31 protein-coding genes are annotated in these 24,428 nt (G+C 68.5%); 10 read left to right on the top strand and 21 right to left on the bottom strand.

All coding sequences use genetic code 11. The features are described from left to right. Positions 1 to 15 precede the first annotated feature (15 nt). From ABD259_RS10745 to ABD259_RS10725, 5 genes are all read right to left on the bottom strand, one after another. Positions 16 to 417, bottom strand: coding sequence for a PIN domain-containing protein (locus ABD259_RS10745; RefSeq protein ID WP_344106916.1), 402 nt, complete (start codon positions 415 to 417; stop codon positions 16 to 18). Then, positions 402 to 659 (bottom strand): type II toxin-antitoxin system Phd/YefM family antitoxin, encoded by a 258-nt coding sequence (locus tag ABD259_RS10740; RefSeq protein WP_344106915.1) that lies wholly within the window; start codon positions 657 to 659, stop codon positions 402 to 404. The genes ABD259_RS10745 and ABD259_RS10740 overlap by 16 nt, the downstream gene beginning before the upstream one ends. Before the next feature lie 54 nt (positions 660 to 713). Continuing rightward, the gene (locus ABD259_RS10735) at positions 714 to 992 is read right to left on the bottom strand and encodes a helix-turn-helix transcriptional regulator (protein ID WP_344161847.1); all 279 of its coding nucleotides are present in this window, start codon (positions 990 to 992) and stop codon (positions 714 to 716) included. Between the two features lie 119 nt (positions 993 to 1,111). Next, positions 1,112 to 1,969, bottom strand: coding sequence for an ABC transporter permease (locus tag ABD259_RS10730; protein ID WP_344161844.1), 858 nt, complete (start codon positions 1,967 to 1,969; stop codon positions 1,112 to 1,114). Continuing rightward, the gene (locus tag ABD259_RS10725) at positions 1,966 to 2,937 is read right to left on the bottom strand and encodes an ABC transporter ATP-binding protein (RefSeq protein ID WP_425573508.1); all 972 of its coding nucleotides are present in this window, start codon (positions 2,935 to 2,937) and stop codon (positions 1,966 to 1,968) included. The genes ABD259_RS10730 and ABD259_RS10725 overlap by 4 nt, the downstream gene beginning before the upstream one ends. A 248-nt stretch (positions 2,938 to 3,185) precedes the next feature. Between ABD259_RS10725 and ABD259_RS10720 the strand changes: the two genes are divergently transcribed. Then, on the top strand, positions 3,186 to 3,656 hold the full coding sequence (locus ABD259_RS10720; protein WP_344106912.1) for a VOC family protein: 471 nt from the start codon (positions 3,186 to 3,188) through the stop codon (positions 3,654 to 3,656). Here ABD259_RS10720 and ABD259_RS10715 read toward each other — a convergent pair. The 4 genes from ABD259_RS10715 to ABD259_RS10700 form a co-directional block, all read right to left on the bottom strand. Then, complete coding sequence (locus ABD259_RS10715; protein ID WP_344106910.1) at positions 3,653 to 4,015, bottom strand: fluoride efflux transporter FluC; 363 nt, start codon at positions 4,013 to 4,015, stop codon at positions 3,653 to 3,655. The two genes, ABD259_RS10720 and ABD259_RS10715, sit on opposite strands and share 4 nt — an antisense overlap. Further along, entirely contained in the window at positions 4,012 to 4,551 is a 540-nt protein-coding gene (gene crcB, locus ABD259_RS10710; RefSeq protein WP_344106909.1) for a fluoride efflux transporter CrcB, read from the bottom strand. The genes ABD259_RS10715 and crcB overlap by 4 nt, the downstream gene beginning before the upstream one ends. A 195-nt stretch (positions 4,552 to 4,746) precedes the next feature. After that, positions 4,747 to 5,514 (bottom strand): alpha/beta fold hydrolase, encoded by a 768-nt coding sequence (locus tag ABD259_RS10705; RefSeq protein WP_344161841.1) that lies wholly within the window; start codon positions 5,512 to 5,514, stop codon positions 4,747 to 4,749. A 719-nt stretch (positions 5,515 to 6,233) separates the two neighbouring features. Continuing rightward, positions 6,234 to 6,434 (bottom strand): hypothetical protein, encoded by a 201-nt coding sequence (locus tag ABD259_RS10700; RefSeq protein ID WP_344106905.1) that lies wholly within the window; start codon positions 6,432 to 6,434, stop codon positions 6,234 to 6,236. A gap of 31 nt (positions 6,435 to 6,465) precedes the next feature. On the opposite strand from ABD259_RS10700, the gene ABD259_RS10695 reads away from it, so the two are divergent. From ABD259_RS10695 to ABD259_RS10685, 3 genes are all read left to right on the top strand, one after another. Next, positions 6,466 to 6,828 carry a hypothetical protein gene (locus ABD259_RS10695; RefSeq protein ID WP_344106903.1) on the top strand — a complete coding sequence of 121 codons (363 nt, stop codon included), beginning with the start codon at positions 6,466 to 6,468 and terminating at the stop codon, positions 6,826 to 6,828. 410 nt (positions 6,829 to 7,238) lie between these two features. Further along, positions 7,239 to 7,925, top strand: a complete 687-nt coding sequence (locus tag ABD259_RS10690) for a ClpP family protease (RefSeq protein ID WP_344106902.1) — start codon at positions 7,239 to 7,241, stop codon at positions 7,923 to 7,925. Then, positions 7,922 to 8,536 (top strand): ATP-dependent Clp protease proteolytic subunit, encoded by a 615-nt coding sequence (locus tag ABD259_RS10685; protein WP_344106901.1) that lies wholly within the window; start codon positions 7,922 to 7,924, stop codon positions 8,534 to 8,536. The genes ABD259_RS10690 and ABD259_RS10685 overlap by 4 nt, the downstream gene beginning before the upstream one ends. Before the next feature lie 79 nt (positions 8,537 to 8,615). On the opposite strand, the gene ABD259_RS10680 is transcribed toward ABD259_RS10685, so the two are convergent. From ABD259_RS10680 to ABD259_RS10670, 3 genes are all read right to left on the bottom strand, one after another. Further along, on the bottom strand, positions 8,616 to 8,969 hold the full coding sequence (locus tag ABD259_RS10680; RefSeq protein ID WP_344106900.1) for a helix-turn-helix domain-containing protein: 354 nt from the start codon (positions 8,967 to 8,969) through the stop codon (positions 8,616 to 8,618). A 223-nt stretch (positions 8,970 to 9,192) separates the two neighbouring features. After that, on the bottom strand, positions 9,193 to 9,714 hold the full coding sequence (locus ABD259_RS10675; protein WP_344106957.1) for a VapC50 family PIN domain-containing toxin: 522 nt from the start codon (positions 9,712 to 9,714) through the stop codon (positions 9,193 to 9,195). A 41-nt stretch (positions 9,715 to 9,755) separates the two neighbouring features. Next, a complete protein-coding gene (locus ABD259_RS10670; RefSeq protein ID WP_344161838.1) occupies positions 9,756 to 10,226 on the bottom strand; it encodes a helix-turn-helix domain-containing protein in 471 nt (156 codons plus the stop codon). Between the two features lie 221 nt (positions 10,227 to 10,447). On the opposite strand from ABD259_RS10670, the gene ABD259_RS10665 reads away from it, so the two are divergent. Then, a complete protein-coding gene (locus tag ABD259_RS10665; protein ID WP_344106898.1) occupies positions 10,448 to 10,657 on the top strand; it encodes a DUF5988 family protein in 210 nt (69 codons plus the stop codon). An 88-nt stretch (positions 10,658 to 10,745) separates the two neighbouring features. On the opposite strand, the gene ABD259_RS10660 is transcribed toward ABD259_RS10665, so the two are convergent. The 4 genes from ABD259_RS10660 to ABD259_RS10645 form a co-directional block, all read right to left on the bottom strand. Next, a complete protein-coding gene (locus ABD259_RS10660) occupies positions 10,746 to 12,053 on the bottom strand; it encodes a DUF418 domain-containing protein (protein ID WP_344106897.1) in 1,308 nt (435 codons plus the stop codon). 165 nt (positions 12,054 to 12,218) lie between these two features. Beyond that, positions 12,219 to 12,785, bottom strand: coding sequence for a GerMN domain-containing protein (locus tag ABD259_RS10655; protein ID WP_344106896.1), 567 nt, complete (start codon positions 12,783 to 12,785; stop codon positions 12,219 to 12,221). Continuing rightward, positions 12,782 to 14,332, bottom strand: a complete 1,551-nt coding sequence (locus tag ABD259_RS10650; RefSeq protein ID WP_344106894.1) for an ATP-binding protein — start codon at positions 14,330 to 14,332, stop codon at positions 12,782 to 12,784. Before ABD259_RS10650 ends, ABD259_RS10655 begins: the two co-directional genes overlap by 4 nt. A 2-nt stretch (positions 14,333 to 14,334) precedes the next feature. After that, positions 14,335 to 15,075 (bottom strand): response regulator, encoded by a 741-nt coding sequence (locus ABD259_RS10645; protein WP_344106892.1) that lies wholly within the window; start codon positions 15,073 to 15,075, stop codon positions 14,335 to 14,337. Between the two features lie 634 nt (positions 15,076 to 15,709). Here ABD259_RS10645 and ABD259_RS10640 point away from each other — a divergent pair. Beyond that, positions 15,710 to 16,549, top strand: coding sequence for an SURF1 family protein (locus ABD259_RS10640; protein ID WP_344161835.1), 840 nt, complete (start codon positions 15,710 to 15,712; stop codon positions 16,547 to 16,549). On the opposite strand, the gene ABD259_RS10635 is transcribed toward ABD259_RS10640, so the two are convergent. Further along, positions 16,522 to 16,938: a DUF3817 domain-containing protein gene (locus ABD259_RS10635; protein ID WP_344106889.1), complete on the bottom strand. Its 417-nt coding sequence runs from the start codon at positions 16,936 to 16,938 to the stop codon at positions 16,522 to 16,524. The genes ABD259_RS10640 and ABD259_RS10635 overlap by 28 nt on opposite strands. 289 nt (positions 16,939 to 17,227) lie before the next feature. Beyond that, positions 17,228 to 18,796: a glycosyltransferase family 2 protein gene (locus ABD259_RS10630; protein ID WP_344106888.1), complete on the bottom strand. Its 1,569-nt coding sequence runs from the start codon at positions 18,794 to 18,796 to the stop codon at positions 17,228 to 17,230. Between the two features lie 350 nt (positions 18,797 to 19,146). Between ABD259_RS10630 and ABD259_RS10625 the strand changes: the two genes are divergently transcribed. The 3 genes from ABD259_RS10625 to ABD259_RS10615 all read left to right on the top strand — a co-directional run bounded on the left by ABD259_RS10625 (position 19,147) and on the right by ABD259_RS10615 (position 21,781). Next, positions 19,147 to 19,863 carry a WbqC family protein gene (locus ABD259_RS10625; protein WP_344106887.1) on the top strand — a complete coding sequence of 239 codons (717 nt, stop codon included), beginning with the start codon at positions 19,147 to 19,149 and terminating at the stop codon, positions 19,861 to 19,863. A 124-nt stretch (positions 19,864 to 19,987) separates the two neighbouring features. Further along, positions 19,988 to 20,701: a PIG-L deacetylase family protein gene (locus ABD259_RS10620; protein WP_344106886.1), complete on the top strand. Its 714-nt coding sequence runs from the start codon at positions 19,988 to 19,990 to the stop codon at positions 20,699 to 20,701. 90 nt (positions 20,702 to 20,791) lie between these two features. Continuing rightward, positions 20,792 to 21,781: an NAD-dependent epimerase/dehydratase family protein gene (locus tag ABD259_RS10615; RefSeq protein WP_344106885.1), complete on the top strand. Its 990-nt coding sequence runs from the start codon at positions 20,792 to 20,794 to the stop codon at positions 21,779 to 21,781. A 104-nt stretch (positions 21,782 to 21,885) separates the two neighbouring features. On the opposite strand, the gene ABD259_RS10610 is transcribed toward ABD259_RS10615, so the two are convergent. Together ABD259_RS10610 and ABD259_RS10605 are read right to left on the bottom strand one after the other, a co-directional pair. Continuing rightward, positions 21,886 to 22,398: a DUF202 domain-containing protein gene (locus tag ABD259_RS10610; RefSeq protein ID WP_344106883.1), complete on the bottom strand. Its 513-nt coding sequence runs from the start codon at positions 22,396 to 22,398 to the stop codon at positions 21,886 to 21,888. A 5-nt stretch (positions 22,399 to 22,403) separates the two neighbouring features. Then, entirely contained in the window at positions 22,404 to 22,772 is a 369-nt protein-coding gene (locus tag ABD259_RS10605; protein WP_412759448.1) for a YidH family protein, read from the bottom strand. 235 nt (positions 22,773 to 23,007) lie between these two features. On the opposite strand from ABD259_RS10605, the gene trxA reads away from it, so the two are divergent. Further along, positions 23,008 to 23,391, top strand: a complete 384-nt coding sequence (gene trxA / locus ABD259_RS10600) for a thioredoxin (RefSeq protein ID WP_344106880.1) — start codon at positions 23,008 to 23,010, stop codon at positions 23,389 to 23,391. A 174-nt stretch (positions 23,392 to 23,565) separates the two neighbouring features. Here the strand turns inward: trxA and ABD259_RS10595 are convergent, their stop codons facing one another. Continuing rightward, positions 23,566 to 24,399, bottom strand: a complete 834-nt coding sequence (locus ABD259_RS10595; RefSeq protein ID WP_344106878.1) for an SDR family NAD(P)-dependent oxidoreductase — start codon at positions 24,397 to 24,399, stop codon at positions 23,566 to 23,568. Positions 24,400 to 24,428: the final 29 nt, after the last annotated feature.

The following is a 24,428-nucleotide window of genomic DNA, read 5'->3' as shown; positions in this document are numbered from 1 at the left end:
GTCCCCACCCCATGTTCACGGGACGTCGAGCGCCTGCACACCCGGCAGATCGCCGAACCGCGCCTTAGCGTCCCGACTCAAGACGAAGCGTCCGGTCTCGGCCGCGTGCGCGGCGATGATGAGATCATGCGCTCCGCGCGGGCTTCCGTTGCGACGCGTATGCGCGATCAGGGCGGCATGGTGCGCGGCGGTCAGCTCGGTGTAGTCGAGCACCTCAACGACTGAGGTGATCGCGGTGAGGACACGGGCACGCTCCGCAGCGAGCGCGCCCGTAGCCGCCATCTCGATACCTACGCGAAATTCCGCGATCGAGATCGAAGCGACAGAGATACTGTCCTCATCCAACGCGGATCTGTCGATGGTGCCTCGTTCGAAGGCGATGAGGTAGTTGGTATCCAGGATCAGGTCTCGGCCCACGGGTCCACGTCCTCATCCCTGACGTACACGAGGGCGTCGGCGATGTCGTCTTCGAAGCGGTCATCCAGCGGCGGAACATCCGACAGAGCCGCGCTCAGATCCGCACCGGTTCGGCGACGGGCCGGGCCGATCTCAGCCACTGGGACGTGCCCTCTGGTGATCGTCACCCGCTCACCCCGCTCGATGGCATCGAGAAGATCCGAGAATCTCCGTGATGCCTCCGTTGCCGTCATGGTACGCATACATTCAGCATATCTGATTATCTGATTTTTGACCCGCGCTCTTGTGACGCTGCATCATCCACTTCCGATGCGGGGAAAAGGCTCGGTCGAGAACACCACTTCCACCGGGACCTCGAAGTACTGCGCGATCCGCAGCGCGAGGTAGAGGCTGGGGCTGTACTCGCCGCGCTCCAGGTAGCCCACGGTCTGGTAGTGCACGCCGAGCGTCTCGGCGAGCTGGCGCCGGGAGATGCCGCGCTCGGCGCGGAGCACGGCGATGCGGTTGTAGACCTGCTCAGCCGTCGCGCCGCTCTTCGCCCGTCCGCGCGAGCTCGCTCCCTTCGTCTCGGCCAAGGTCGCACCTCCTTCCCGCCATGTCCGATCCTGTGTCCCACCCCCGGCGCCGACGGGGAATCATCCGGCGCAGCCGACCGCGTCCCCGGTTGGCCACCCCGTCCGTGCGGCCCGGGATATCAGTACGCACGCTGCATCGCCCTCTGCCGCGCCGCCTGCACGCGCGCCCCGGACTCGCGGCGCGCCATGCGGCGCAGCACGAATGGTGCCACGATCAGCCCGACGACCGCCCAGATACCGAGAACTCCGGCCGCCTCCAGGTGCCGCCACGACTCGCCGATCTCGACAGCGACACTCGCGTCCGGCAGGAACACCGAACGCAGCCCCAGATTGATCCAGTACATCGGGAAGACCTGCCCGAGCCACTGCACCCACTGCGGCAGGAGAGTGATGGGGAAGAAGGTGCCGGAGATCATCATCAACCCCATCAGCGGAACCATCATCACGCCCGTGGCGAGCCGCGGGTTGGTGACCAGCGAGCCGATGATCGCGCCGATGGGGGCGACGGCGAGCATGGCCAGGAGCACCACCCACACGAGCGTGATCAAGCGCGCGGGCCCCGGCGCTGAGAAGCCGTCGATCAGCACGAACGCCGGAAGCAGCAGGATCGCCAGGCTGGTCAGCGTGATGAGCATGATGTGCACGGTCTTGCCGACGAAGTAGCCGAGCATGCCCTTGGGCAGGGCTTTGGAGCGCAGGAGGGTGCCGTCCTCGCGCTCGGTGGCCAGCACCTGGGCCACCGTCACCATCGCGCTCATGGTGAGCAGGAAGCCGGTCGCCCCGGCCAGCGTCGTCGCGCCCACGGGGACGCCGGTGTCGTCCCACTCACCGTTCAGGGTGAACGCGATGGTCAGGAAGATGAGGGACGAGGCGAAGTAGCCGAAGAAATCCTGCAAGGTGCTGAACGACTGCCGATACTCTATCCAGCCCCGGGACAGCCCTGCCTTGACGGCGGGCATGGTGGCGGTCGTGCTCATCGGCTCTCCTTCGTGAACTCCTGTGCCGCGTCGTCGGCGTGACCGGTCTCGTGGCGGTGCACCATGGTCATGTAGACGTCTTCGAGCGTCGCCCTGCGTACCTCCAGGTCCGTGATGTCGTCGCCGTACTGCGCGAACAGCTCGCGAACGAAGGCGGCGGCGTCGGGCGTGGAGTGCACGAACTTCTGCCCGTCGCGTCGCCACTTCACCTCGGCGTCGCTCTCGATCTGGGTGGCGAGCTGGTCGGCGCTGCCGTCGGCGACGATGCGGCCCCCGGCCAGGATGAGGATGCGGTCGGCCAGCTTCTCCGCCTCGTCCAGGTCGTGCGTGGTGAGCACGATCGTGGTGTCCTCCTCGTCGGCGAGCCGGTGCACCAGATCGTGGAAGTCGCGGCGCGCCTCGGGGTCGAACCCGGCCGTGGGCTCGTCCAGGAAGAGCAGCTCGGGCTTTCCGACGATGCCGATGGCGACGTCGACGCGGCGGCGCTGACCGCCGGAGAGCGCGGAGATTTTCTTGTCGGCGTGCTCGGTGAGGCCGACCGTCGCGATGAGCTCGTCGACGTCGCGGGGGCGGGCAGCGGCGGCCGTGGCGTAGGGAGCGTAGAAGCGCGCCATGTGCGCGAGCAGCTCCCGCACCCGCCATTTGCCGTGGTCGCGCCAGGACTGCAGGACGATACCGAGCCGGGCCCGCCAGGCCTCGTCGCCCTTGGCCGGGTCCACGCCGAGCACGTTCACGGCGCCCGCGGAGCGCATCCGGAAACCTTCGAGGATCTCGATGGTGGTGGATTTCCCCGCGCCATTGGGACCGAGCAGGCAGACCACCTCGCCCCGTTCCGCGGTGAAGTCCACCCCCTTGAGTACGTCCACGTCGCCATAGCGCATCCGCAGGTCGCGAACGCTGACCACGGCGCCCTCGGTGTCCCCCGAGGCAGGGTGCGGGGCGAGGCCCGCCACTCTAGCCACTGTCATATGACTACGCCTTTCCATCTGTGTTCCACAACAATTGATAGCAGAAGTACTACATGATGGCGAATCAGAACTATGTCCGCTGTGCTCCCAGAGAGCGTGACCTCCGGCTTGACCGGATCCGGACAGACTCTCGGGCGTGGAGGGCGGGCGAATACTGGTCTTAGGACGGAAGATGGGAAGGGAGACGCCGGATGTGACCGGATGCTGGCACTGTCGCGGTCACTGACTCGGACTCGGGGAGGCCCGCTGTGCGCTGCAGCTACATCCGCCTACTGGTCGACGATCAGCTCACGTGCTTCCGCTTCTACCGCGACATACTCAAGCTCCCCGTGCTATGGGGATCGGAGGTCACCCGGTACGCGGAGTTCGACGTCGACTCGCACACCCGGCTCGTGGTCTGCGAGCGCGACGTGATCGCCGAGGCGCTCGGCACCACCGGCGAGAGCGCCGCGCTGCCCGGCCAGGACCGCTGTTCGATCGTCTTCGAGGTCGCGGATGTGGACGCCAAGGCGGCCGAGCTGGTCGCGGCCGGGGCGCCGCAGGCCTCCGCGCCCAAGAACTGGTCGGCGTGGGGCATCCGCGCGGCGCACTTCCGCGACCCTGACGGCTACCTCATCGAGATCAGCCGCCCCCTGCGGCCGTCCGAGCAGGCATCCCTGGACGATCTGGAAGGAGAGGCAACCGAGGGGGCCGAGGAGAACGCGGCGGACACCCGCTAGCCAATCAGCGCACCGGCGAAGGCCGCCCCGATGAACGCCGCTCCCAGCCCGGCTCCGATGGAGGCGGCGGCGTTGGCGAAGGCGAGAAAGCGTGCACGGTTCTGCAGCAGCCGGAACGTCTCATAACCGAAGGTCGAGTAGGTGGACAGCGCGCCCAGCAGGCCCGTGCCGAACAGCGCCACCGCCCATCCGGGCAGGGTGAGCGCGCTGACGAAACCAAGCAGCAGGCAGGCCGTGGCGTTGGCCGCGTGCGTCCCCCAGGGGAAGACCGAGTCGTGTCGCGCCTGCACGAAGCGGTCGGTGAAGTAGCGCAGCGGCGCCCCGATCGCGGCGCCGAGGGCGACCATGAGCACGGTCATCGGGCGGCCCCCGCCTCGTTCCGCGCGCGCTGGGCGGCGATCCGCCGCCGAAACATCCGCTCAGCCAGGGCGATCCCCGCCCATACGGCCGCCATCGCCCCGATGAGCGTGCCGCCCAGGTAGACGAGCGCGGGCCCGGCCACCCCGGCGTTCAGCATCTGCTGCACGTCGACGATGTAGGTGGAGAAGGTGGTGTAGCCGCCGAGCATCCCGACGCCGAAGAAGGGGCGCGCCAGGCGCAGGTCCGGCCGCACGTCGGTGACCACCACCATAAGGAAGCCGATGAGGAGGCAGCCCGAGACGTTGATCAGGAGCGTCGATAGGGCGAACTCGCCGGGGGCGTGCGGCAGGAGCATGTCGACCCCGTAGCGGGCGGCGGCGCCGAGCGCGCCGCCGAGCGCGATGGCCATGGGGACGGCCCACGGGGCGTCGCGTAGTTCGCCCACGTGGCGCGGGAAGTGGAGGTCGACGTCGGAGTCGACCGGCAGGTGCGCGGGATCGGGCTCGGGCGCGTGCGCTCCCCCGAGGCGGGTCATGAACGGCTCCCATCAGCGAACGTTCCACGGCTGACAGGGACCGTTGGCGACGACGACGGCTGCTGCGCCTCCGTGCGGCTTCCCGCGTCGCACGGACGGGGCGACGATGACGTCGCGGTTTCCCCGCCGCTGTGCGTCGGGGTGGCGGGCCCCACCGCCACAGCCGATCATATCCTCTTCCGCTGTCCCGGCCTTTCAGCCGCCGATGTGCTCCATGAGCAGTTCGTTGACGCGATCTGCGCGCTCGATCCCGACGAGGTGGGCGGCCCGCGGTATCACGTCGAACCGTGCGCCCGGGATGGCGTCGGCGAGCCGCCGGCCGTGGCCGGGCGGCAGGAAGGGGTCGTGCGCGGCCGACAGGACGAGGGCCGGCGCCCGAATGCGGGCGAGGGACAGCCGCTGGTCGAGACCGTCCAGCGCGTGGCAGTGCCCGGCGTATCCGACCGGGGAGACGCCCTCGAACTCGTCGACCATGCGGGACACCACGTCGGGGCGCTGCTCGGCGAACTCCGGGGTGAACCACGAGCGGGTGATCTCCGCCGACACCGCGGCCATCCCGCCCTTCCGCACCCGCGCCGCGATGTCGCCCCACGGAAGCGCGGGAGGCGCGCCGGTCGTCCCCGCCACGTACGCCAGGCGGCGCACGTGTGCGGGACGGGCCGCCGCGACCCACGACGCGAGCGCTCCTCCGGTTCCGGCCCCGATAATCGAGAACCGGCCGATCTCACACGTGTCGAGGAGCGTGAGCACGTCATTGCCCAGGTCGTCCATGGTGTAGGGCTCGTCCGGCGCGGGTGTGGCCCCGTGGCCGCGATGGTTGATCCGCAGGACCCGCAGCGTCCGGGTCAGTTCCGGCATCTGGGGCTCCCACACCGACCACTTCGTACCGAGCGGAGGGATCAGGAGCGCCAGCGGAGCATGCCGTGACCCGTCGAACCGGTAGTGAAGAGGAGCGACGGTCATGTGTGACCTCCTGGGACAGCTGGGGAAAGCGTATCCGCATTCCCCCTTTGGGGGCCGGAATTCGCAGGATGTGCCCCTGAGGCACCCATCGGGTGGATAGGCGGCCCACGTACCGGAGCTCTTTCGCACCAGACCTCTCCTGACCCCGCCGAACAGGAAGCGGGGTGGGCCGACGATTTCCGCCTGAGGTTCGGCGGCACACGGAGTGGCGTGCTCGACCTCTACGACGGCGTGACCCGCGAGACCGAGGAGGCCGTCGCCGCGCTCCCCGGCCGCGATGTCGCGGCCGAGCTCCCGGGCGCACCGTCGTTTCCGCCGAACATCTCCGGGGCCGCCCGCCGCATCCTGCTTCGCCTCATTCGGGAGGACTCCCCAGCGCGCGGGGCACGCCGACATCCTGCACGAGTCCCTGGACGGTGCCTCCACCACCGCCGCCTGGGCCGCGGAGTCCACGCGGTAGGAAACACGGTCGAGGGCCCGCGGCGGAGGTGCGGTGCCGCCCTCCCCCGAGGTTCGCGCGGCAACGCCAGCGCTGCCTCGTGCGGTCGCCATCAATGACAGAAGGACGAAGAAGACCGCACCCCGCGCTACCAGGCAACCTATCCCCGCAGAACAGTGGGAAACCCGAACTACCAGCGAAAACGCGACAAGGGCGGCCAATCTGCCGCTCTTGCCGAGCAGTCGGACACCTGACAACATCACTCATAGTGGCCACGCGTTCACGGATGGAACGAGAACCGCTCCCGCTGCGACGCCATACCGCTGAGCACACACCCCTGGTCGCTCACTTCCGCCGAGAAAAAGGACGAGATGCGCAACGTTGTCCGCAGACTGACCGCGACCCTGACGGCGTCCGCCGTCACACTGGCGACCGTGCCGAGCGGACCGGCCTTCGCGGCCGAGAGCACGCCGTCGCCCACAGCGCGGCCGTCTTCACTTCCTGGAGCTCGTATGTCGGACAACCCCTTCACCGACCTGAAACTGACCGGTCTGCACGCCGAAGAACGGACCATGTGGCCCGCTGGCAACCCGGTACGGTTCTGGGCGCTTGTCCTCAACGAGGACCTGCTGCGAGAGGACTACGCGGGCGGTGAGTTCTTCCTCTACGCGCCGGACACCGGCTACCACGGCTGGTTCCTGGTTACCGATATACCGATGTCCAGCACACCCGACCCTTACCAGGTGGTGATCGCCGACACCACGTTCCTCAAGGGAGCCCCGCAGGCCGAGGTCCGGTACGGCATCCCGCAGAAGCCGGACTCCGCCCGTGTGGTCGCCACCGTCACCAACCCCACGTTCCGCCTCGCCCTTTAGGCGGACGTCGGCCGAGGCGCATCCGGCGCACCACCGGATTCGTTGCTGTCCTCGGACGGGGTGGGGAGGGGCCGCCCTGGCACAGGCCCCTCCCCACCCGGATGTCCCCCGCGGCTGAGGGCCCGTGGGCGTTCACAGCCCGCGCGCCGCCCTCGGCCGTCCCCTCCTTCCGTCGCCTGCCGCGGGCGGCCGCCACCGCCCTCCGCGAAGGCGGCGCCGAGCCCGCCTCCGCCTGGCTGCCCACCCGGCTGACCTGGACCTCCTGTTCCACTCTCGGCCCGCTCTGCCCGCAGCAGATCTCCGCACGGCAGAAACGCTCGCTTGTGCCCGCGACCGCAGCACAGGCTGGAGTCGAACCGGCCCGGGCAGGCGACCGCCCAGCCCCACAGAGGCCGGCAGGAGGAGGAAACGTGGTTTCGACCGTTCCCCGGCTCGCCGCGGCGGAGGCCGCCGCGCTGCCGTTCGACGACCAGATCGCGGCCCGGCTGCTCCACGGTCGGATCGTGGTGCTGGGACAGCAGGTAGACGACACCGCCGCTAACCGGATCTGCGCGCAGATGCTGCTGCTCTCCGAGGAGGACCCCAAGCGCGACATCACGCTGTTCATCAACAGCCCGGGCGGGTCCGTCATGGCGGGCATGGCCATCTACGACACGATGCGGTTCGTCCCCAACGACGTCGCGACGCTGGCCATGGGGTTCGCGGCCAGCATGGGGCAGTTCCTGCTCTGCGCGGGGACAGCGGGCAAACGCTACAGCCTGCCGCACGCGCGGATCATGATGCACCAGCCGTCCGGCGGGCTGGCCGGAACAGCGGCTGACATCGCCGTGCAGGCCGAGAACCTCGCGTACACCAAGCGCACCATGCAGGAGCTCATCGCCGAGCACAGCGGCCAGGCGGTGGAGACGATCGCCGAGGACCAGCGCCGTGACCGCTGGTTCACGGCGGAGCAGGCCAGGGAGTACGGGTTCGTCGACCGCGTGGTCCAGTCCGCGGCCGACCTGGGCGGCGACGCCGCTCGCAGGTTCGGGTTCAGCCCCGCGGCGGCCCGGACGACGGAGCACGGCACGGCACAGGGCAAGGGAGACACGGCATGAGCGGGCAGTACACGGTTCCGATGGTCATCGAGCGCACGCCCAACGGGGAACGCTCCTTCGACGTCTTCAGCCGACTGCTGTCGGAGCGGATCATTTTCTTGGGGACGGGCATCGACGACAGCGTCGCCAATGTGGTCATGGCGCAGCTGCTCCACCTCGACTACGAGAGCAGCGAGCGCGACATCAACCTCTACATCAACTCACCGGGCGGCTCCATCACCGGGCTGACGGCCATTTACGACACGATGCGGTTCGTCCGCGCCGACATCGCGACCGTGTGCATGGGACAGGCGGCGTCGGGGGCCGCGGTGCTGCTCGCGGCCGGAACGCCGGGCAAGCGGATGGCGCTGGAGCACGCGCGGGTACTGCTGCATCAGCCGTCGTCGCAGGGGCAGGGCGAAGCCGCGGACCTGGAGATCCAGGCGGCCGAGGTGCTGCGCATCCGCTCCCAGATCGAAGAGATCCTCGCCCGCCACACCGGGCAGAGCGTGGAACGGCTGCGGGAGGACACCGACCGGGACCTGATCCTCACAGCGCCGCAGGCCAAGGGGTACGGCCTGGTAGACAGCCTGATCACGACACGTGAGCTCGCCTCCCGCACGGCCGCGTGAACACCAGCGGGCAAACGCGGCTGGTGGTGGTGCGGGGGCACGCCACCGGCCGCGGCCGCCCGGCCGGACCGGGCGCGGGTCAGGCGGCCAGCAGCATGGCCTGCGGGCTGCGGCCCTCCGCGCGGGACGCCGGGGACGGCCGCACGGCGCCGGGGCCCGGCATGAGCCGCATGTGCAGATCGCCCACCAGGTCGATGAGCTGCAGCCCCAGCGCGCGGTAGACCGCGGCCAGCACCTCGGAGGAGGGCTCCTTGCGACCGCGCTCGATCTCCGACAGGTAGGGCAGCGACACCTGGGCCTCCTCCGCGACCTCGCGCAAAGTGCGCCCCTGCTCCAACCGTGCCCGACGGAGCACGTCGCCGATCAGGTCCCGCATCAGCGGCTCGTCCTCCTCCCGGGCCTCCGGGACGGAATGCAACACGCGTTCGCTCATGGCACCCTCCACCGCCGACCGCGTCACCATCGCTTCAGATGGCATAGACCCTATGCCGCCCTGCCGCGCCAGACCATGAGCGATCGCCGAAATCCACGGGCTTCCGCGCCGGGCGTAATCGGCCGCGGCACGGAGGAGTCTCGGCGATCCGGAGTAACATTGGACGGCGCGTGCGGCCCGCTCGACCAGAAGCATCTTGGTGATCGGCTCCGGATCAGGCCCTTCACAGCAGGTGCCGTCGCACCTCCGCAGCGAATCCGGGAACGCCGACTCGTTCCAGAAGCGCCAGTACGCCCGGCACCGTTGTTGGATCCCGGCGGTAGGAGGCGGCCTGCCGCTCCAGTGCTCGGAGTGTGAGTCCCGGGTAGATGTCGAGCTGGTCGAGCAGGAAATCGTCCGGGTGCACAGCGAGGATGTCGTAGGGCTTCAGCGAAGCGTCGGGGAAGTCTCTGGTGTTGAAGGTGACGATGACCTCGGCGCCCGCTCGTGCAGCCGCGGCTAGCACATGGCGGTCTTTGGGGTGGTTCTCCATCCCCTCGACGAGTGTTTCGTAACCGCGCACCGTCGCGTCGGGGAAGGCACGGTCCATGTGCGCGATCCTGCGTTCCACACAGTCGGGCGCGACACCACGCTGGGCAACGTTTCGGCTGAGCTCGTCTAGGACGTCCCGCGACCAAAGGGGCCGGTAGGCACCTGCGCTCGCCAGGCGCAGGAATGTGTCGCAAAGATATGCGGGATAGAGCACACAGGTGCCGAGGAAAGCGGGGAACGCCACTGTGGTCCGATCTACCGGGCTTCCGGGGGCGTGGCCGTCGCTTCGTACAGAGAAGACTCCTCAGCCTCTCCGGCCATGGCATCCAGGATGTCCTCACGCTCCCGGCGGGCACGCGTCTGGTAGTCGAGGACGTCACGCAAGAGGACGCGGCGGTGCCTGCCCCGCATGCTGAACGGGATCTCGCCATCGCTCAGGAGCCGAACAAGGGTGGGACGAGAAACACCGAGCAGCTCGGCGGCCTCCTGCGTGGTCAGCATCGTGTTGTGCGGCGCGATCGAGATCGCCAGCCCCTGGGAGAGGGCACAGACCACGTCGCGGAGGACACCGTAGACCTCCTCGGGGACCTCGATCTCACAGCCGTCCGGCCCGACCAGGCGCGCCCGCGACGGAGAGCGGTCCTCGGTCAGTCCGCGAGCGAATCTGGCCAGTTCCGCCGGATCGTCGGGCGGCAGGACCGTTCGCTCTCTAAGGGTGCTCATCATGCCTCCACTGTAGTCATAATCGAAAAAAACGAAATCGCCCCTGGCGGGCCTGCACCCCCTTCACGTTCGTCTCCCTGTGCCGCCCCCTGGGCCTGTCGGTCGACGAGGTTGCCGACGCTCTTGCACATCGCACGGAGGATCGCGCCCTGGCCACGTGACCCGAACGCTCGCACCGGCGTTGGTGCTGGTCAATCGGGGCTCCAGGTGGAAGTCTCAGGGGTATGACCAGTCGCGTGAAAGCCTTCCTGGAGGGCGGGCCTGAGGACCTGCCCGCGCGCATCGTGCCCATCACTCCACCGGGGATCGAGATCAGAATCCCCTTCCAAGGCGGGTATGAGCACTTCAAAGTGACACCTCGGCATGAGGACACGCCAGAAGGGAGACTTCCGGTCTACGAGTGGATCTCCCGAACCGAGACGCCCGACGCGTAAAGCCCTGGCGGCGCCCCCGCGCGCGTGGCAGTCCACGCACGAAGCGCGCGGGGGCCAGGGGCACATCAGCGCTGGTGGACCGGGGCCGTCAATGTGCCCGTAGCGGGACCGCCCACGTGATCGCCCGGTGCACCACGGCCTCCAGCGGGCCGCGGCGGAAGAAGTACCGCCAGGCCGCCGACAACGCGAGTGCCGCGACGACGAACAGGACGTACGGCACCAGCGACTGCGGGTCCTGGTTGCCCGGCACCCCACTGGCGCTCATTAGTCGGTGACCGATGACGTCCTGCACGAAGTACCAGGTCAGCGCCATACTCCCGGCTGCCGCCAACGGCCACAGCACCGTACGCCACACGGCGCGGTCCATGAGGATCAGCAGCCCGCCGAGCAGCGCGAGCGCGACGCCCACCATCCACACGATCTCCAGCACGCTGAGCTGCGGCATTCCCGGGCCGGGCCACGACAGAGCGGCGAGCTCAGCCCACGGCACCACGGGCATCTGCCAGGCACCGTCCGCGGCGGGCGGGGGCGGCGCGGCCATGGCCTCCTGGTAGCGGTCGATCGCGGCGCCGAGCCCCAACGGTGCCAGCAGGATCCAGGAGACCACCCACGCACCGGCGGCCAGGCCGAGGCCGGCCACGGCCATCCGCACCCGGACGGCGTGGTCGCGCAGGTCGAGTCGGCCGATGGCCAAACCCGCGAGCAGCAGCGGAAGGGCGTAGATGGTGTCGGCGCCGAAGACGTAGTTGTGGAAGGTGGTCAGCCAGTCGCCGGGAGAAAGCAGGAGGGCCAGGCCCTGAGCCGGTTGGGGCGCGTCCGGCCCGTGCGCGGGCATGAACCCCCAGTCCTGCCCCCAGTTCATCGACGCGATCTTGAACACCGGGGACGCGACGGCGAAAACCCCGGCCGCGCCGAACAGCGTGCGCGTGCGCAGCGCCGTCCAGGGCAGTAGGAACAGCAGCCAGCCGGTGTACGCGGTGATGATGTTCGCGACTCCCGACACCTCCGCGAGGCAGAGGCCGAGGAGGAAGAGCACGGCGGCACGCACAGCGATGCGCAGGCGCGCGGCGCGCATCTCCCGGCCCGCCAGCGGGGACGATCCGCCGGTCATCAGCGCGACCGATACCCCGGCCAGAAGAAAGAACAGGCTCCGCGCCCTGGTGTCGGTGAACTGGTTCAGCCACTCCAGAAAAGTCGGCCACTCCTGCCCCATGGGGGTGGGCTCCAGCCACCCGGTGGGGACGAAGTGCATCCAGACCATGCCGAAGATCGCCAGCGTGCGTACCGCGTCGACGCCCAGCAGGCGGCCGACCGCAGGGCGGCGGCCGGGGGCCGGGTGGCGGTGCTGGGCGGGATCGGGGGCTGGTATCCGCTCCGCGGCGGGCGTGTCAGTCATCGGACTCCTCACAGGAACTGCCTCGCGTGATGTGTGCGCGGCCGACGTTAAGGAGCCGGTGTGACGGGCCCGCGGTCCCGCCGTCACCGCCGTGTGCGCTGCGGATGAGCGTAGTGTGACAGCCCGTGGGCGGAGGTCGCCCAGCCGTAGGCGGGGCCGCCCGGGTCAGCTGGGGCCGTCAGCGTCGCCGGTGGGATTGGCGATGCTGGCGGGATAAGCATTACCGGAGTCGCCGCAGCGCAGAGGCCAGGGATCCCGCTTCTCCTCGAAGATGCGGACGACGACCTCGGCGGGCGGGCGGCCCCCGGGAATGTCGGCGTTGGCGGCGGTGCAGACGATCTGGCTGATCGCCGTCACCGGCACGGCGGACGCCTTCACGGGGATGTAGATATTGACCGTTCCCTTAGTGGCGGTGACGCTCACGTCGCGGCCCATGGGCGGCACCTCGGTGAACAGCCCGCGCTCGCGCTCCGCGGGGGAGGGTCCGTCGAGGAGGAGATCTATGGCCTCCGGCGCATCGGGGGGACGGTCCACCGGCCGTGCGACCGCCCGGGGCCCCGCAGAATCGACGAAGAAAATGCGTGCGGTGTGGGTGTCCGCGCCTGGTCGTCGTATGCCCTGGGCGGGGCCTCCGGCCACGCTGGGGTCGGTCGGCGGAATACCGCACCCGGTGAGCGCTGCCAGCGCGAGCACGGTCGCGGCGCCCGCGCGCGGACGGATCGACCGGATCACATCGGCCCCCGCGACGTGGCTCGGGGCTCGTCGGGACCATCGGAATCGTCGGGTCGGTCAGCACCGTTGGAGCCGGCCCCTGTACTGCCGCGGGCCTTGGGGTCGACGGGGATGGAGACGGTGAACACGGCCCCTCCCCCCGGCGCGTTGGCGGCGGTCAGCGTGCCGTGGTGCAACCGCACGTTTTCCATCGCGATGGCCAGACCCAGCCCGCTGCCCTCGGAGCGTGGGCGTGCTGCGTCGGCCTTGTAGAAGCGGTCGAACACGCGCGTGAGCGCTTCGGGGGCGATTCCGGGGCCGTTGTCCGCGACGTCGATGAGCAATCTCCCCTCCGCGGCCCAGGCGCGCAACCGGACCGGCACGCTGCCGTGCCGCAGCGCGTTGCTGATCAGGTTGGCCAGAACGACGTCGATGCGGCGGGGGTCGAAACGCGCCCGCAGTCCCTCGGGGAGTTCCGCTTCGACGTGGTCGTCCCAGGCCCTGAGCTGCAGGGTCTTGCGGACCGCCGTGGCCACGTCGACCTCGTCGAGCTGGAGCGCGGCCGCTCCGGCGTCGAATCGGGAGATCTCCATGAGGTCCTCGACCATGCGGGCCAGTTTGGCGGTCTCCTGGCTGATAAGCCGGACTGCGTCGGCGGTGTCGGGGGCGAGTCGCTCGGCCTCCTCGTCAAGCACGCCGGTGACCGCGGTCATCGCGGAGAGCGGGGTGCGCAGCTCGTGCGAGACGTCGGCGGCGAAGCGTCGGGCGTTGGCCTCCATTCGGCGCAATTCGGCGTCGCCCGCCTCCAGGGCGGCGGCCATGGTGTTGAACGTGCGGGTGAGGTCCGCGAGTTCGTCGTTGCCAGAGACGGGCAGGCGGGTGTCGAGCCCGCCGGTGGTGATGCGCTCGGCGGCCTCTTGGAGCCGCCGGACCGGAAGCAGCACGCGCCGGGCGGCGAGGAGCGCCGGGACCACGGCGAGCACAAGCGCGGGCACCGCCCCGACCTGGGCGGCGGTCACCAGCGCGGCGATGTCGTCCCGCTCGCCGCCAAGCGACATGTCGGCGTAGACCACGACGCCGGAAGGGGTGTCGCTGTCGGCGAAGTTGACCGGCATAGCGATGAGGAGCCGGGGGTCACCGTCGCGGTTCACTCGCTGGTATACGGCCGAACGCCCGTCGTCGACGGCCGCGCGCAACGGCCCTTGAACGGTCCTCCGCGTCTCGCGCGCCGGTCCGGGGACGATCGGCCCATCCTCATAGGAAACGGAGATACGCCAGGGGTGCGAGCCTCCGGCCTGCTGTAGCCGCAGGGCGAAGTCGCGCAGGTCCTCCTCCTGAGGCGGGACGGCGAGGTCGGGTCCGAGTGAATCGACCTGCGTGCGAAGGTCGCTGACGGCGGCCTGCTGCGTGCGTTCCAGGATGGCCCCGCGTGCCTGGCGGAAGGTGACGGTGGCGGTGAGCAGAGCGCTGAGAACGGCGACGACGAGAAACGCCACGACCAGCCGCGGTCGCAGCCCCCAGCGCTGCGCTGCCGCTCGGGCCAGGCGCCGCGGCATGCGCGGGGTCACGGTCACAGTGGCCCGAACCGGTATCCGAAACCCCGCACGGTCTGCACGTAGCGGGGTGAGCGGGGATCATCCTCGATCTTGGCCCGCAACCGCATGACGCACGCGTCTACCAGGCGCGCGTCGCCGTAGAAGCTGTGCTCCCAGACCTGTTCCAACAGCTGCTGGCGGCTGAAGACCTGCCCGGGCGCGGCAGACAGGAACAGCAGCAGCTTGAGCTCGGACGGCGCGAGCACGACATCCTCGCCCGCTTTGGAGACCAACAGGCCCGCCCGATCGATGGCCAGCGCATCGTGTGTCTCCACCTGGGGCGCCGCCACGACGGTGCTGGAGACATCCGGGGCGCCGGTTGCGTCGGCGGTTGCGTCGGCCGTCGCTTGTTGCGGCACCACGCGCCGCAGAACGGCACGCATGCGCGCTTCGAGGACCTCCCCGCTGGCCGGTTTCACGACGTAGTCATCGGCCCCGGCCTCCAAGCCGACCACCATGTCGATGTCGTCGCCGCGGGCCGAGAGAATGATGAGCGGCACCTGCCGCTCCTCCCGGATACGGCGGCAGACTTCCAGTCCGCTCATGCCCGGCAGCATCAGGTCCAGGAGGACCAACTGGGGGTCGAACCGCCGCAGAGCGAGCAGACCGGCCTCACCGCTGTCGGCGACCTCGATCTCATGGCCGCGTCGGCGCAGCGCGAGCGTCACCCCCTTCTGCACGGCGGTGTCGTCCTCGATCAGCAGTACACGTGTCATGACGGCGCGGCACTCTCCCCCGAGCTTGGCATCGCGCATCAGCCTACGACCGGATGACGGTCACCCCGCTATCGTGGACATCTGCTTTGACAAGGCGTTTCGCGTTCCATGACGACCCGGTGACAGCTCCCCGCGACAGGCCCGCCGCCCCCTCGTGCCGGTGGGTGGATGGCCGCTTGGATCAGCTACCCGCTCTTCCCCCGCCATCGGCTGAAGCGGGGCCCTTCACCGCAGCCAGCGGCGAGGGGCAGACGTATCACCACCGGTGGCTTCCAGTGAACCGGGGGTGCGAAGCGACGCCGTGACCAGCGTGGGTAACCCCACCCAAGCAAAATGCGAGGGCCGCTGCCGTGTCCCCCCTCAAAATCACGGCGGCGGCCCTCGCTTGGGAACGGTCGCCGACTCCTCCCCCCTGGAGTCGCGACCTGTGAAAGCTCGCGTAGCACGATTTCGGTGATGTCCCTCTCGCGCTAGTACGTACATTACCCACGGCGACCTGGCTAAACAACCCTCAGTCACAGGAAATTACTTAAAGTGATCTCCACTCGTGGCTCTTCAACGGACCAAGCCTGCGAGGCGATCGTCAAACGGGGGTCATGGCAGCCGCCCGCTGTGCCGGACATAACCTGGGGACGTGCGTTTCCCGCTGTTGCAACCTCGCTGGATCGGCATCCACCTGGCCGCCGTGGTCGTCGCCGTGTCCTGCTTTGGCCTGGGCTATTGGCAGTACGTCCGAGCGCAGGAGCCCTCGCGGGAAGTGATCACCAACCCGCTGCAGGACCTCGACGAAGCGGCACGGTTGACGGCCGTCCTCACGCCCGGCGAGTACATGCCGGACGATGACGCGAACCGGGCGGTCACCGCCACCGGTACCTACGACGCCGACGCGCGGCGGTTAGCGCCCGCGTTGTCGCCCGACGGGGACGAAGGATACTACGTCGTCTTCCCACTGGTCACGGGCGACGGTGTCGCGGTCGCGGTGAATCGCGGCTGGATCCGCGCGGAGGACATCGACAGGGTCGACGAGCTGCCCGCGCCGCCCGAGGGCAAGGTCACGGTGACCGGCTGGCTCCGTCCTCCGCAGACAGCGGAGGACGGGTACGTTCCGCTGACGGTGCCGAAGGGCCAAATCGACCGGATCTCACCGGCCGTGCTGGTGAACGAGTGGCCCTACCGGCTCTATGAGGGGTACCTCACCATGGCCGAGCAGGACCCCGCGGATCCACCCGCGGCCGCCTCGGCTCCCCATACCGAGGTGATCCCCCCTCCGAGTCCGCCCACGGAGATCATCTGGAACTGGCGGAGCCTCAGCTACGCCGCCCAGTGGGTGATCTTCGGCATCGCCGCTATCGTGTTCTGGATCTCGCTGATGCGCCGCGAGAACGGGAGCGGCCGCCCGGGCGGCGAAGCTCCCGAGGATCGCGTTGGGGACGAGGAGTCCGACGCTCAGCGGTCGGCTGCGGCCGCTTCCTGACCGGGCGACGCCGCCTCGGCGTCCATCGCGGCCTTCTCCGCCTTGGCCAGTCGGTGCTCCAGGATGAGCCCCAGGAACGGGATCGTTCCGGCCAGGGCGACGCCGACCGTGCGGCCCGCGCTCCACCGGCGGTCCATGGCGAGCCATACCACGACGAGCACGTAGAGCATGTAGATGTAGCCGTGCGGGAGCGCCACCAGCTTCATCAGCACGGTGTCGTCGCCGAACCACTGCTCCATCCCGGCCGGGGCCGCCACCAGCGAGAACCGTGCGGCCTCACCGACCAGGTACTTGGCCGGCATGGCGACGAATGTCAGCAGCAGGAGGAGGACACCCGTCACATAGGCCAACACGCGGTACAGCGTGAACGGCAGACGCTTCTTATCCACTGGTGGCACCTCGGGACGATCGGTCGAACGGCATGGGTGCGGGGGTGGCGCGATGTGGCCACCCCCGGAGAACCTCTTGTCCTTCGAGCCTAAGTGCTGCTGAGAGCGGTCAGCGTTCGGGGCGGGCGAAGAGGATGGCGTCGTATTGGCTGGTGGTTGGCGGGGTGGCTGGTGGCGGGCGGGCTGACAGGGGATGCGGGTGGAGGCCGGCGGGGGTTACGAGGGTCAGCGGTTCAGGCGGCGGGTGAGGGGCGTCGACCCGCGGACGGTGGGTTCGGGCGCTCTCGGGCTACAGCGAGCCGGACTCCCGGGTGGGGCTGCTCCACCGGCCGTCGGATGTGGCGGTCCAGGCCTGCGGGATGGTGCGCAGCGTCAGGTAGGAGTCGACGAGGCGCATCGGCAGGAAGAACAGTCCGTAGATGAGGTAGCTGGGCCTGCGCCGGATCGTGGCCATGACGCAGGTGAGGACGTAGTCCGGGACGAACAGCCCGACCGCGATCGCTGTCAGCGGCAGCACCGCCGTCACCGCGTCGTATCCCGTCGCGTAGAACCCGAGCGAGAGCACCGCGTCACCGGTGACCTCCGGCAGCAGCGTGAAGAGCGCGAGCCCGGCCATGATGATCAGCATGACCGCGACGAACAGCACCTCCAGGATGTAGAAGAGCAGCGCGAACCAGAACAGGCTCGGCCACACCCCGTGCCGCCGCACCGTCTGCCAGAAACCCAGCGTCCAGCGCCGCACCTGCTTGACGTAGTCGCGGATGGTGAAGGGGTCCTGGCAGTAGGCCTTGGTGTTGGGGTTCATCGAGATCCGGCCCAGGCGCCGGTGGTGCACCTCGAACGTCATGTTGAAGTCCTCGATGACCAGGCCCTTGGGGTTGATGTCGAGCTGCTTGAGCACCGAGCTCCGGTACACGCTGGCGAATCCGGGGACGATGAAGGTGCAGCTGGTGTGCCGCCACGTCTGGCCGAAGCGGAGCAGATACTGGAGGAGCCAGTAGAGCCGGTCCCGGTAGGCCGAAATGAGCCGACCGATCAGGGTGCGCTCCTTCGGCTTCCACTCCGCGACCACGAAACCCGCCACGGCGGCGACCGACGGGTCGCTGAGCTGCTTGCGCGCCCCTGACACGTACTTCTCGTCAAGCGCGGTGTCGGCGTCGAGGATGACCACACCGTCGTAGTTTTCGGTTAGGTCGAATTCCTGGATCACCGCTTCAATCGCCCCCGCCTTGCCGCGGTTGGTGAGCAGCTCCAGGACGTTGACGCCGGTTTCGGCCGCGATATCGGCCGTGGCGTCCTTCGAGCTGTCGGACACCACATAGATGTCCCAGCGGTTGAACAGCCGCAGGGCCGACTTGATGGCCCCGTCGATCACCGGTTCCTCGTTGTGGGCCGGGATGATGACCGCGAGGGCGATCTGGTCGGTCCCGGTCGCCCCCTCGGCCGCGGTCCCGGTGCCCGTCGCCGATCCGCCGCCGGCGCCGCCCCCACCGGTTACGGTGACCGTGCCGACCGCGGAGCCGCTGCCGCCGACGTCCTTCACCGCGTTCTGGCGGACCAACGCGCGCTCATCACTGGGCGCTCGTCCACCACCGGGGCCGGTGGCATGCGCACCCCGCCGCTCGGGTACGGTCCTCCTCGCGAGGAGCGCGCGCACGCCATCATCACCTAGGCGGACGCCGCCGATGACGGTCCACACGAAGAGGTTCACGCCGAGGGCCATCCACAGGAAGAGCGGCGTGGGGCCGGCCGTGCCTGAAGATAAGACGAACCGCAGCCAGGTGACGAACAGCGTCACGGCGAGCGTGAGGGCGAGGAGCCCCGCGACCCAACTCCCTATGAAACGGGCGGTACGCACCGGTAACCCTCCAGGGGGGACAGTTTCGGACTGACGGCAACCGACAAAGCCAGCATTAGGATGACGTTTCCCATAAGCAGGAAGTTCACCGACTTCCGCGACCTATGTAGGCCACACAAATCGTATGCATGGACTTGCGGTCAGTGAGTCGTGTTGATGCAATACCGAGTGGGGATGGGATCCACTCATCCCGTATACGTAGTTTCTTCGTATTTCAACTTTGTTCAACGACCTGCCCCCCGACGTTCGATCCACAGAGGACAGCGGCGGATCCTCACCCCGGACCGACCCCGACCATCGCCGGCACGCGCCCATGGCGCGTGTATTCCCCGCCTCGGAGAGGAACCGCAGTGCGCGTCGCCATGCACCAGCCGCATTACTTGCCCTGGCTGGGCCTCATCGACAAAATCGATCGATGTGACCTGTTTGTCGTACTCGATCACGTTCAGTACGAGCGCCGAGGTTGGCAGAATCGCAACTACGTCGCCTCGAAGAGCGGCCCAGTACTGCTCTCCGTCCCGGTATTCCAGGGGAACCGTGACGAACGCATCATGGACAAACTGATCAACAACGATCAGAAGTGGCGGGAGAAACACCGCCGCACACTGGCGGAGCACTGCTACCGCGGAGCCCCGTTTTTCGACCCGTTCGGCCAGGACTTCCTGCGCCTCTACGACACCGAGTGGGAGCGCCTCATCGATCTGTCGATGGCCTCCACCCGCTTCCTCCTGACCAGCTTCGGGATCACCACGCCGATCGTCCTCGCGAGCGAGCTCGGCGACTTTCCCGGTCAGAAGTCCGAGCTGCTGGCACAGATCTGCGCGAAGGTCGGCGCCGACGTGATGCTCTCCGGCGACGGCGCCCGCGACTACGTCGACCAGGGCCTCTTCCAGAAGTACGGGATCGAGGTCGAGTGGCAGAACTTCCAGCATCCGGAGTATCCGCAGCCCGCCCGTGGCAAGGGCGAGTTCCTGCCCCGCATGGCCGCTCTGGACCTGCTGTTCAACGTCGGCCCCGACGGCCTCGGGCTGCTCCGCGCGGCACGCGCCCCAACAACCGGGAGCTGACCGGTTCGACGCGGTATGCCAACCATCACACCTGCGTAGACGTCTTCTATGACCAGGTGGAGTGATCCGCACCGTGCCTACTGCCGTACTGCCTGAATAATCCCCCGTCTCCGAAGGACATGGCATGACGATCAACTGGTCCGAGCAGCGCATCCTCATCTTCGCCCCCCACCCCGACGACGAGACGCTCGGCTGCGGCGGGCTGATGCACAAAGCCAAGGCTGCCGGTGCCCAAATCTTCATCCAGTTCCTCACCGTGGGCGACACCGCCGACCTGTCCCCCAAAGGCTTCTCCACCGCCCACGAGCGGTACGCCGAGATCAAGGAGGTCGCCGACTACTTCCGCTGGGACGACTGGCACGTCGCCTTCCCCGGCGATGAGTACCACCTCAAGCTCGACCAGGTACCCCGTTTCGAGCTGTGCAACGCGATCGAGCGCCAGAGCCCGCTGTCCATAGCGAACCTTAAACCGACGATGGTGCTCGCCCCGCATCGGACCAGTTACAACCAGGACCACCAAGTCACCGCGGAGGCCGTCCACACGGCCCTGCGCCCGTCCAATAATGTCCAGCGACACCACCCCAATCTGGTGCTCGCCTACGAGGAGGCTGCCGACCAGTGGCGGTACGAGGCGGCCGCCTCACCCAACCTCCTTGTCGAACTGCAGGAACACGACCTCGACGCGAAGATCACCGGCATGAGCCTGTACGGCACCCAGGTCCACGACCATCCGCACACCCGGTCGGAGCTCACGCTCCGGAGTCTGGCCGCCCTGCGCGGAATGCAGAGCGGAGTCGCACTGGCCGAGGGCTATCACGCCCTGCGCTGGCTTGCCTGAGCGTCGAAACCCCCGTGTCTCCCTTACCAGTTCACCGCACGCAAACCGAATCAGCTATGTACAACCGCACCCTTGGAGGGGGAGGCTACGTTGAAGGCTGTAGTGACCGGCGGTGCCGGGTTTATCGGTTCTCATCTCTGCGATTACCTGATCGCCCATGGGCATGAGGTCACCGTGCTGGACGATTTGTCCACCGGATCGGAGTCCAATCTCGAACAGGTTGCCCAGAACCCATCGTTCGAACTGGTCAAGGGGTCGATCCTGGACCAGAGTCTGGTCCACGACGTGATCGCGGGAAGCGATACCGTCTTCCATCTCGCCGCGGCGGTCGGCGTCCACACGATTGTGGACAACCCGCTGCGGTCTCTCCACACCAACCTCCACGGCACCGAGAACGTGGTCGACGCCGCGGTCTCGCACGGCGCCCGCTTCATGGTCGCCTCGACCAGCGAGGTCTACGGCAAGAACGACGCCGACGGCCTCACCGAGGACGCCGACCGTATCCTGGGGTCACCTCTGAAGAGCCGGTGGTCGTACGCCGCCGCCAAGGGCCTCGACGAACTCGTCGCCCACATCTACGGCGAGCAGTCCGGCATCCCCTGCGTCATCACGCGGTTCTTCAACATCGTCGGCCCCCGCCAGACCGGGCGCTACGGCATGGTCGTCCCCCGGTTCGTCTCCCAGGCACTGAACAACGAACCCATCACCGTCTACGGCGAAGGCACCCAGCGCCGCTGCTTCGGCTCGGTGTTCGACATCATTCCCGCCGTCGTCCGGCTCATGGACACCCCCGCCGCGTACAACAAAGCCGTCAATCTGGGGGGACAGGAGGAAGTCTCGATCAAGGGACTGGCCGACCGCGTTATCGAACTCACCGGCTCCTCCAGCGAGATCTCCTACATCTCCTACGCGGACGCCTACGGGAAGGGCTACGAGGACATGCAGCGCCGCATGCCCGACACCAGCCTGGCCAACCGCCTTATCGACTACGCGCCACAGCGCGACCTGAACGACATCATCACGTCGATCATCGAGTACACGAGGGACGAGGATTCCGCGCCCCAGGCCGCGGCGGTCTGACCTCCCTCCGGGCCGGATCCCGTCCGTCCGGCCCACCGGGGCCATCACCCCCACCGTCCCCACTGAGTGCGCCCCACCACGCAGAATCCCGACCAAGATCCCCATCACGATCCCGATTCGCCCGATCCGAATCCGAGGAGGGCGCTCACCGCGACCACGATGGCGACCGCCGCCGCTGACCCGCTCAGCAGGTAGATCGCCCACGGCGCGGCAAGCGGTGCGGGCGGGGTCCCCGTGGCGTCATCATGCAGACCGTGGTCAGTCGCGTGCCAGCGCCGACGCAGATGCGCCATGAGGACCCCCACCGCGACGGCCACAACCAACACGGCCACCAACCGGTAGATGGGGTCGGGCCCGCTCCCCGGCCCCGCCTCGCCGCTCTGGAAGGGATCGCGCAAATAGAGCAAGGCGACAACGAAGATGACGATCAGCGTGCGCTGCCAGGCGAGGAACGTCCGCTCCGGCTGCAGCCCAGCGTCCCGGTCCGCCGACCGGTCCGGGGTTCCCCGGTCGGCTCCCTCCGCGGCCCTGCTTTCGGTGTCGGCTCTGTCCTCGGTGACGGGCCTGTCCTCGGCGGCGGCCCGGATCCGCGCTTTCCTCGGTTCCGACCTGCCCATCGGGCTCACCGCCAGTAGTTGCCGAGCAGGACCGCTACGCAGACGATCGCGATGCCGATCGTGGTGATCACCGGCAGAGCACTCATCGGAAGCGGTTGGCCGAGACGCATGGCGCGCTGCACCCGCACCCAGCGCACGGGCGCGTAGATGGTGATGATGACCGCGAGCGCGGTGAGAGCCAGGCCGACCACCAGCTTGAGCTCCGCACGCCAGTCCAACGGGACGAGGTGCAGCACGGCGACCGCTCCGGCCACCAGCGCGAGCGACGTGCGGATCCAGGCGAGGAAGGTGCGTTCGTTGGCCAGGGTGAACCGGTAGTCGGGCTCCTCGCCCTCCGCCGCGTCACGGCGCCGGAACAACGACGGCCTGCCTATGCCCACGCCGTTCCCCCCCCGCACACCGAGACGATTCATCCTCATATCAGTCGACACTAGCCACGATGGGCTTTTCCTCCCAACTCGGTATTCACCAGGTGTTTTGTAGGGAAAACCGAGCGTGACGATTCCCAGGTCCGCACATCCGCGGCACGCATGCGGAACAAATCAGTGGGCACGACCGCTCTACGAGGGACCAACCGATAGACACAGCATCAACGACTCAGGAGACTTCGTGGCCACCATCGAGCTCACCAAGGACAACTTCAACGAGACCCTGACGGATAACGAGTTCGTCCTGATCGACTTCTGGGCCTCGTGGTGCGGCCCGTGCAAGACCTTTGCCCCGATCTTCGACCAGGCGTCCGAGGAGAACCCCGACCTGCTCTTCGCCAAGGTGGACACCGAGTCCCAGCAGGAACTGGCCGCCGGCTTCGACATCCAGTCGATCCCCACGCTGATGGTCGTGCGGGACAAGACCGTGATCTTCAACCAGCCCGGTGCACTTCCCAAGGACGCTTTGGACGACCTCATCAAGCAGTGCCGCGAACTCGACATGGACGAGGTCCGCAAGGAGATCGAGAAGCAGCAGGCCGACGGCCGCGCCTCCGCCGAGTGACCGGCGCCGGGCCTCCGCCGCACGGTGCGGGGCCATGGAGGGGACCGCACCCCGCATAGGGGGCGGTCCCCGCGTGTGGTCCACGGTGACGGGCGCGACCGCCTCGGCCCTGCTGCCTCGGCCCTGTTGCCTCGGTCCTATTGCCTCGGTTTTCCCGTTCGGGCGAAGAGCCGCTTAATTGTGCGATCCGCCGTCGACACGCAGTTCGACGCCGGTCATGAAGCCGGCGTCCGCGGATCCCGCGAAGGCGACGGTCCCGGCGATCTGTTCCGGCGCCCCGAGCGTCCCCGTCTGCGGAACGATCCGGCGGTAGTAGGAGGAGACAGGCTCAGACCCCTCGGGGAACAGCGTCGACCGCGTCATCGGCGTCATCACGCCGCCGGGGGAGATCGCGACAGCCCGCACGCCGTGCGGCGCCACCTCGGCGGCCAGGCTCAGGGTGAACGCGAGCACCGCTCCCTTCGAGGCCGCGTAGGCGGTCATCAGGGGGTGGGCGTGGGTCGCCGAGGTCGACGCGGTGTTGATCACTACTCCCCTGCTTTCGATGAGGTGCGGCAGGGCTTCCCGGCAGAACAGCATCGTGCCGAGGGCGTTGACGTCGAGCAGACGGCGCCACTCGTCGACGCCGAGCTGGGCCAGCGGCGTCACGCTGAGCATCCCGGCGACGTTGACCAGCAGATCGATCCGGCCGAACCGCTCGGCGGCCGTGGCCACCGCCGCTCTCGCCTCCCGCTCATCGCCCACGTCCGCGACCACCGGGACCAGACGCGGCCCCTGTGGCCCGTTGCTCTTCTCGGCCAGCCGCACGGTCTCCTCCAGCCCGTCTTCGTCGCGATCGACGACGAGCAGCCCTGCCCCCTCAGCCGACAGCCGCAACGCCGTCGCCCGGCCGATTCCCGAGGCCGCGCCTGTGAGCACGGCCGCCTTGCCGACGTAGCGACGACCGTTGTGCTCGGTATTCGCGCGCTCCACGTCGGTGCGCTCTGTGCCCGCCTGCTCCGCATCCATCTGGGCCTCATCCCTGTAGGTCCCGTCGG

It is taken from the genome of Nocardiopsis rhodophaea, from assembly GCF_039530945.1.
Classification (GTDB): domain Bacteria; phylum Actinomycetota; class Actinomycetes; order Streptosporangiales; family Streptosporangiaceae; genus Nocardiopsis_C; species Nocardiopsis_C rhodophaea.
Note: the sequence above shows the minus strand (reverse complement) of the source record. Positions and strands in the feature narration are given on the sequence as shown.

Bases quoted from the DNA above. Each gene is read 5' to 3' on its own strand.
- ABD259_RS10685 (WP_344106901.1), top strand. From the start codon at position 7,922: ATGAGCGGGCAGTACACGGTTCCGATGGTCATCGAGCGCACGCCCAAC.
- ABD259_RS10645 (WP_344106892.1), bottom strand. From the start codon at position 15,075: ATGACACGTGTACTGCTGATCGAGGACGACACCGCCGTGCAGAAGGGG.
- ABD259_RS10715 (WP_344106910.1), bottom strand. From the start codon at position 4,015: ATGACCGTGCTCATGGTCGCCCTCGGCGCCGCGATCGGGGCGCCGCTG.
- ABD259_RS10595 (WP_344106878.1), bottom strand. From the start codon at position 24,399: ATGGATGCGGAGCAGGCGGGCACAGAGCGCACCGACGTGGAGCGCGCG.
- ABD259_RS10725 (WP_425573508.1), bottom strand. From the start codon at position 2,937: ATGACAGTGGCTAGAGTGGCGGGCCTCGCCCCGCACCCTGCCTCGGGG.
- ABD259_RS10660 (WP_344106897.1), bottom strand. From the start codon at position 12,053: ATGACTGACACGCCCGCCGCGGAGCGGATACCAGCCCCCGATCCCGCC.
- ABD259_RS10610 (WP_344106883.1), bottom strand. From the start codon at position 22,398: ATGGGCAGGTCGGAACCGAGGAAAGCGCGGATCCGGGCCGCCGCCGAG.
- ABD259_RS10680 (WP_344106900.1), bottom strand. From the start codon at position 8,969: ATGAGCGAACGCGTGTTGCATTCCGTCCCGGAGGCCCGGGAGGAGGAC.
- ABD259_RS10665 (WP_344106898.1), top strand. From the start codon at position 10,448: ATGACCAGTCGCGTGAAAGCCTTCCTGGAGGGCGGGCCTGAGGACCTG.
- ABD259_RS10705 (WP_344161841.1), bottom strand. From the start codon at position 5,514: ATGACCGTCGCTCCTCTTCACTACCGGTTCGACGGGTCACGGCATGCT.
- ABD259_RS10740 (WP_344106915.1), bottom strand. From the start codon at position 659: ATGCGTACCATGACGGCAACGGAGGCATCACGGAGATTCTCGGATCTT.
- crcB (WP_344106909.1), bottom strand. From the start codon at position 4,551: ATGACCCGCCTCGGGGGAGCGCACGCGCCCGAGCCCGATCCCGCGCAC.
- ABD259_RS10730 (WP_344161844.1), bottom strand. From the start codon at position 1,969: ATGAGCACGACCGCCACCATGCCCGCCGTCAAGGCAGGGCTGTCCCGG.
- ABD259_RS10670 (WP_344161838.1), bottom strand. From the start codon at position 10,226: ATGATGAGCACCCTTAGAGAGCGAACGGTCCTGCCGCCCGACGATCCG.
- ABD259_RS10620 (WP_344106886.1), top strand. From the start codon at position 19,988: ATGACGATCAACTGGTCCGAGCAGCGCATCCTCATCTTCGCCCCCCAC.
- ABD259_RS10695 (WP_344106903.1), top strand. From the start codon at position 6,466: ATGTCGGACAACCCCTTCACCGACCTGAAACTGACCGGTCTGCACGCC.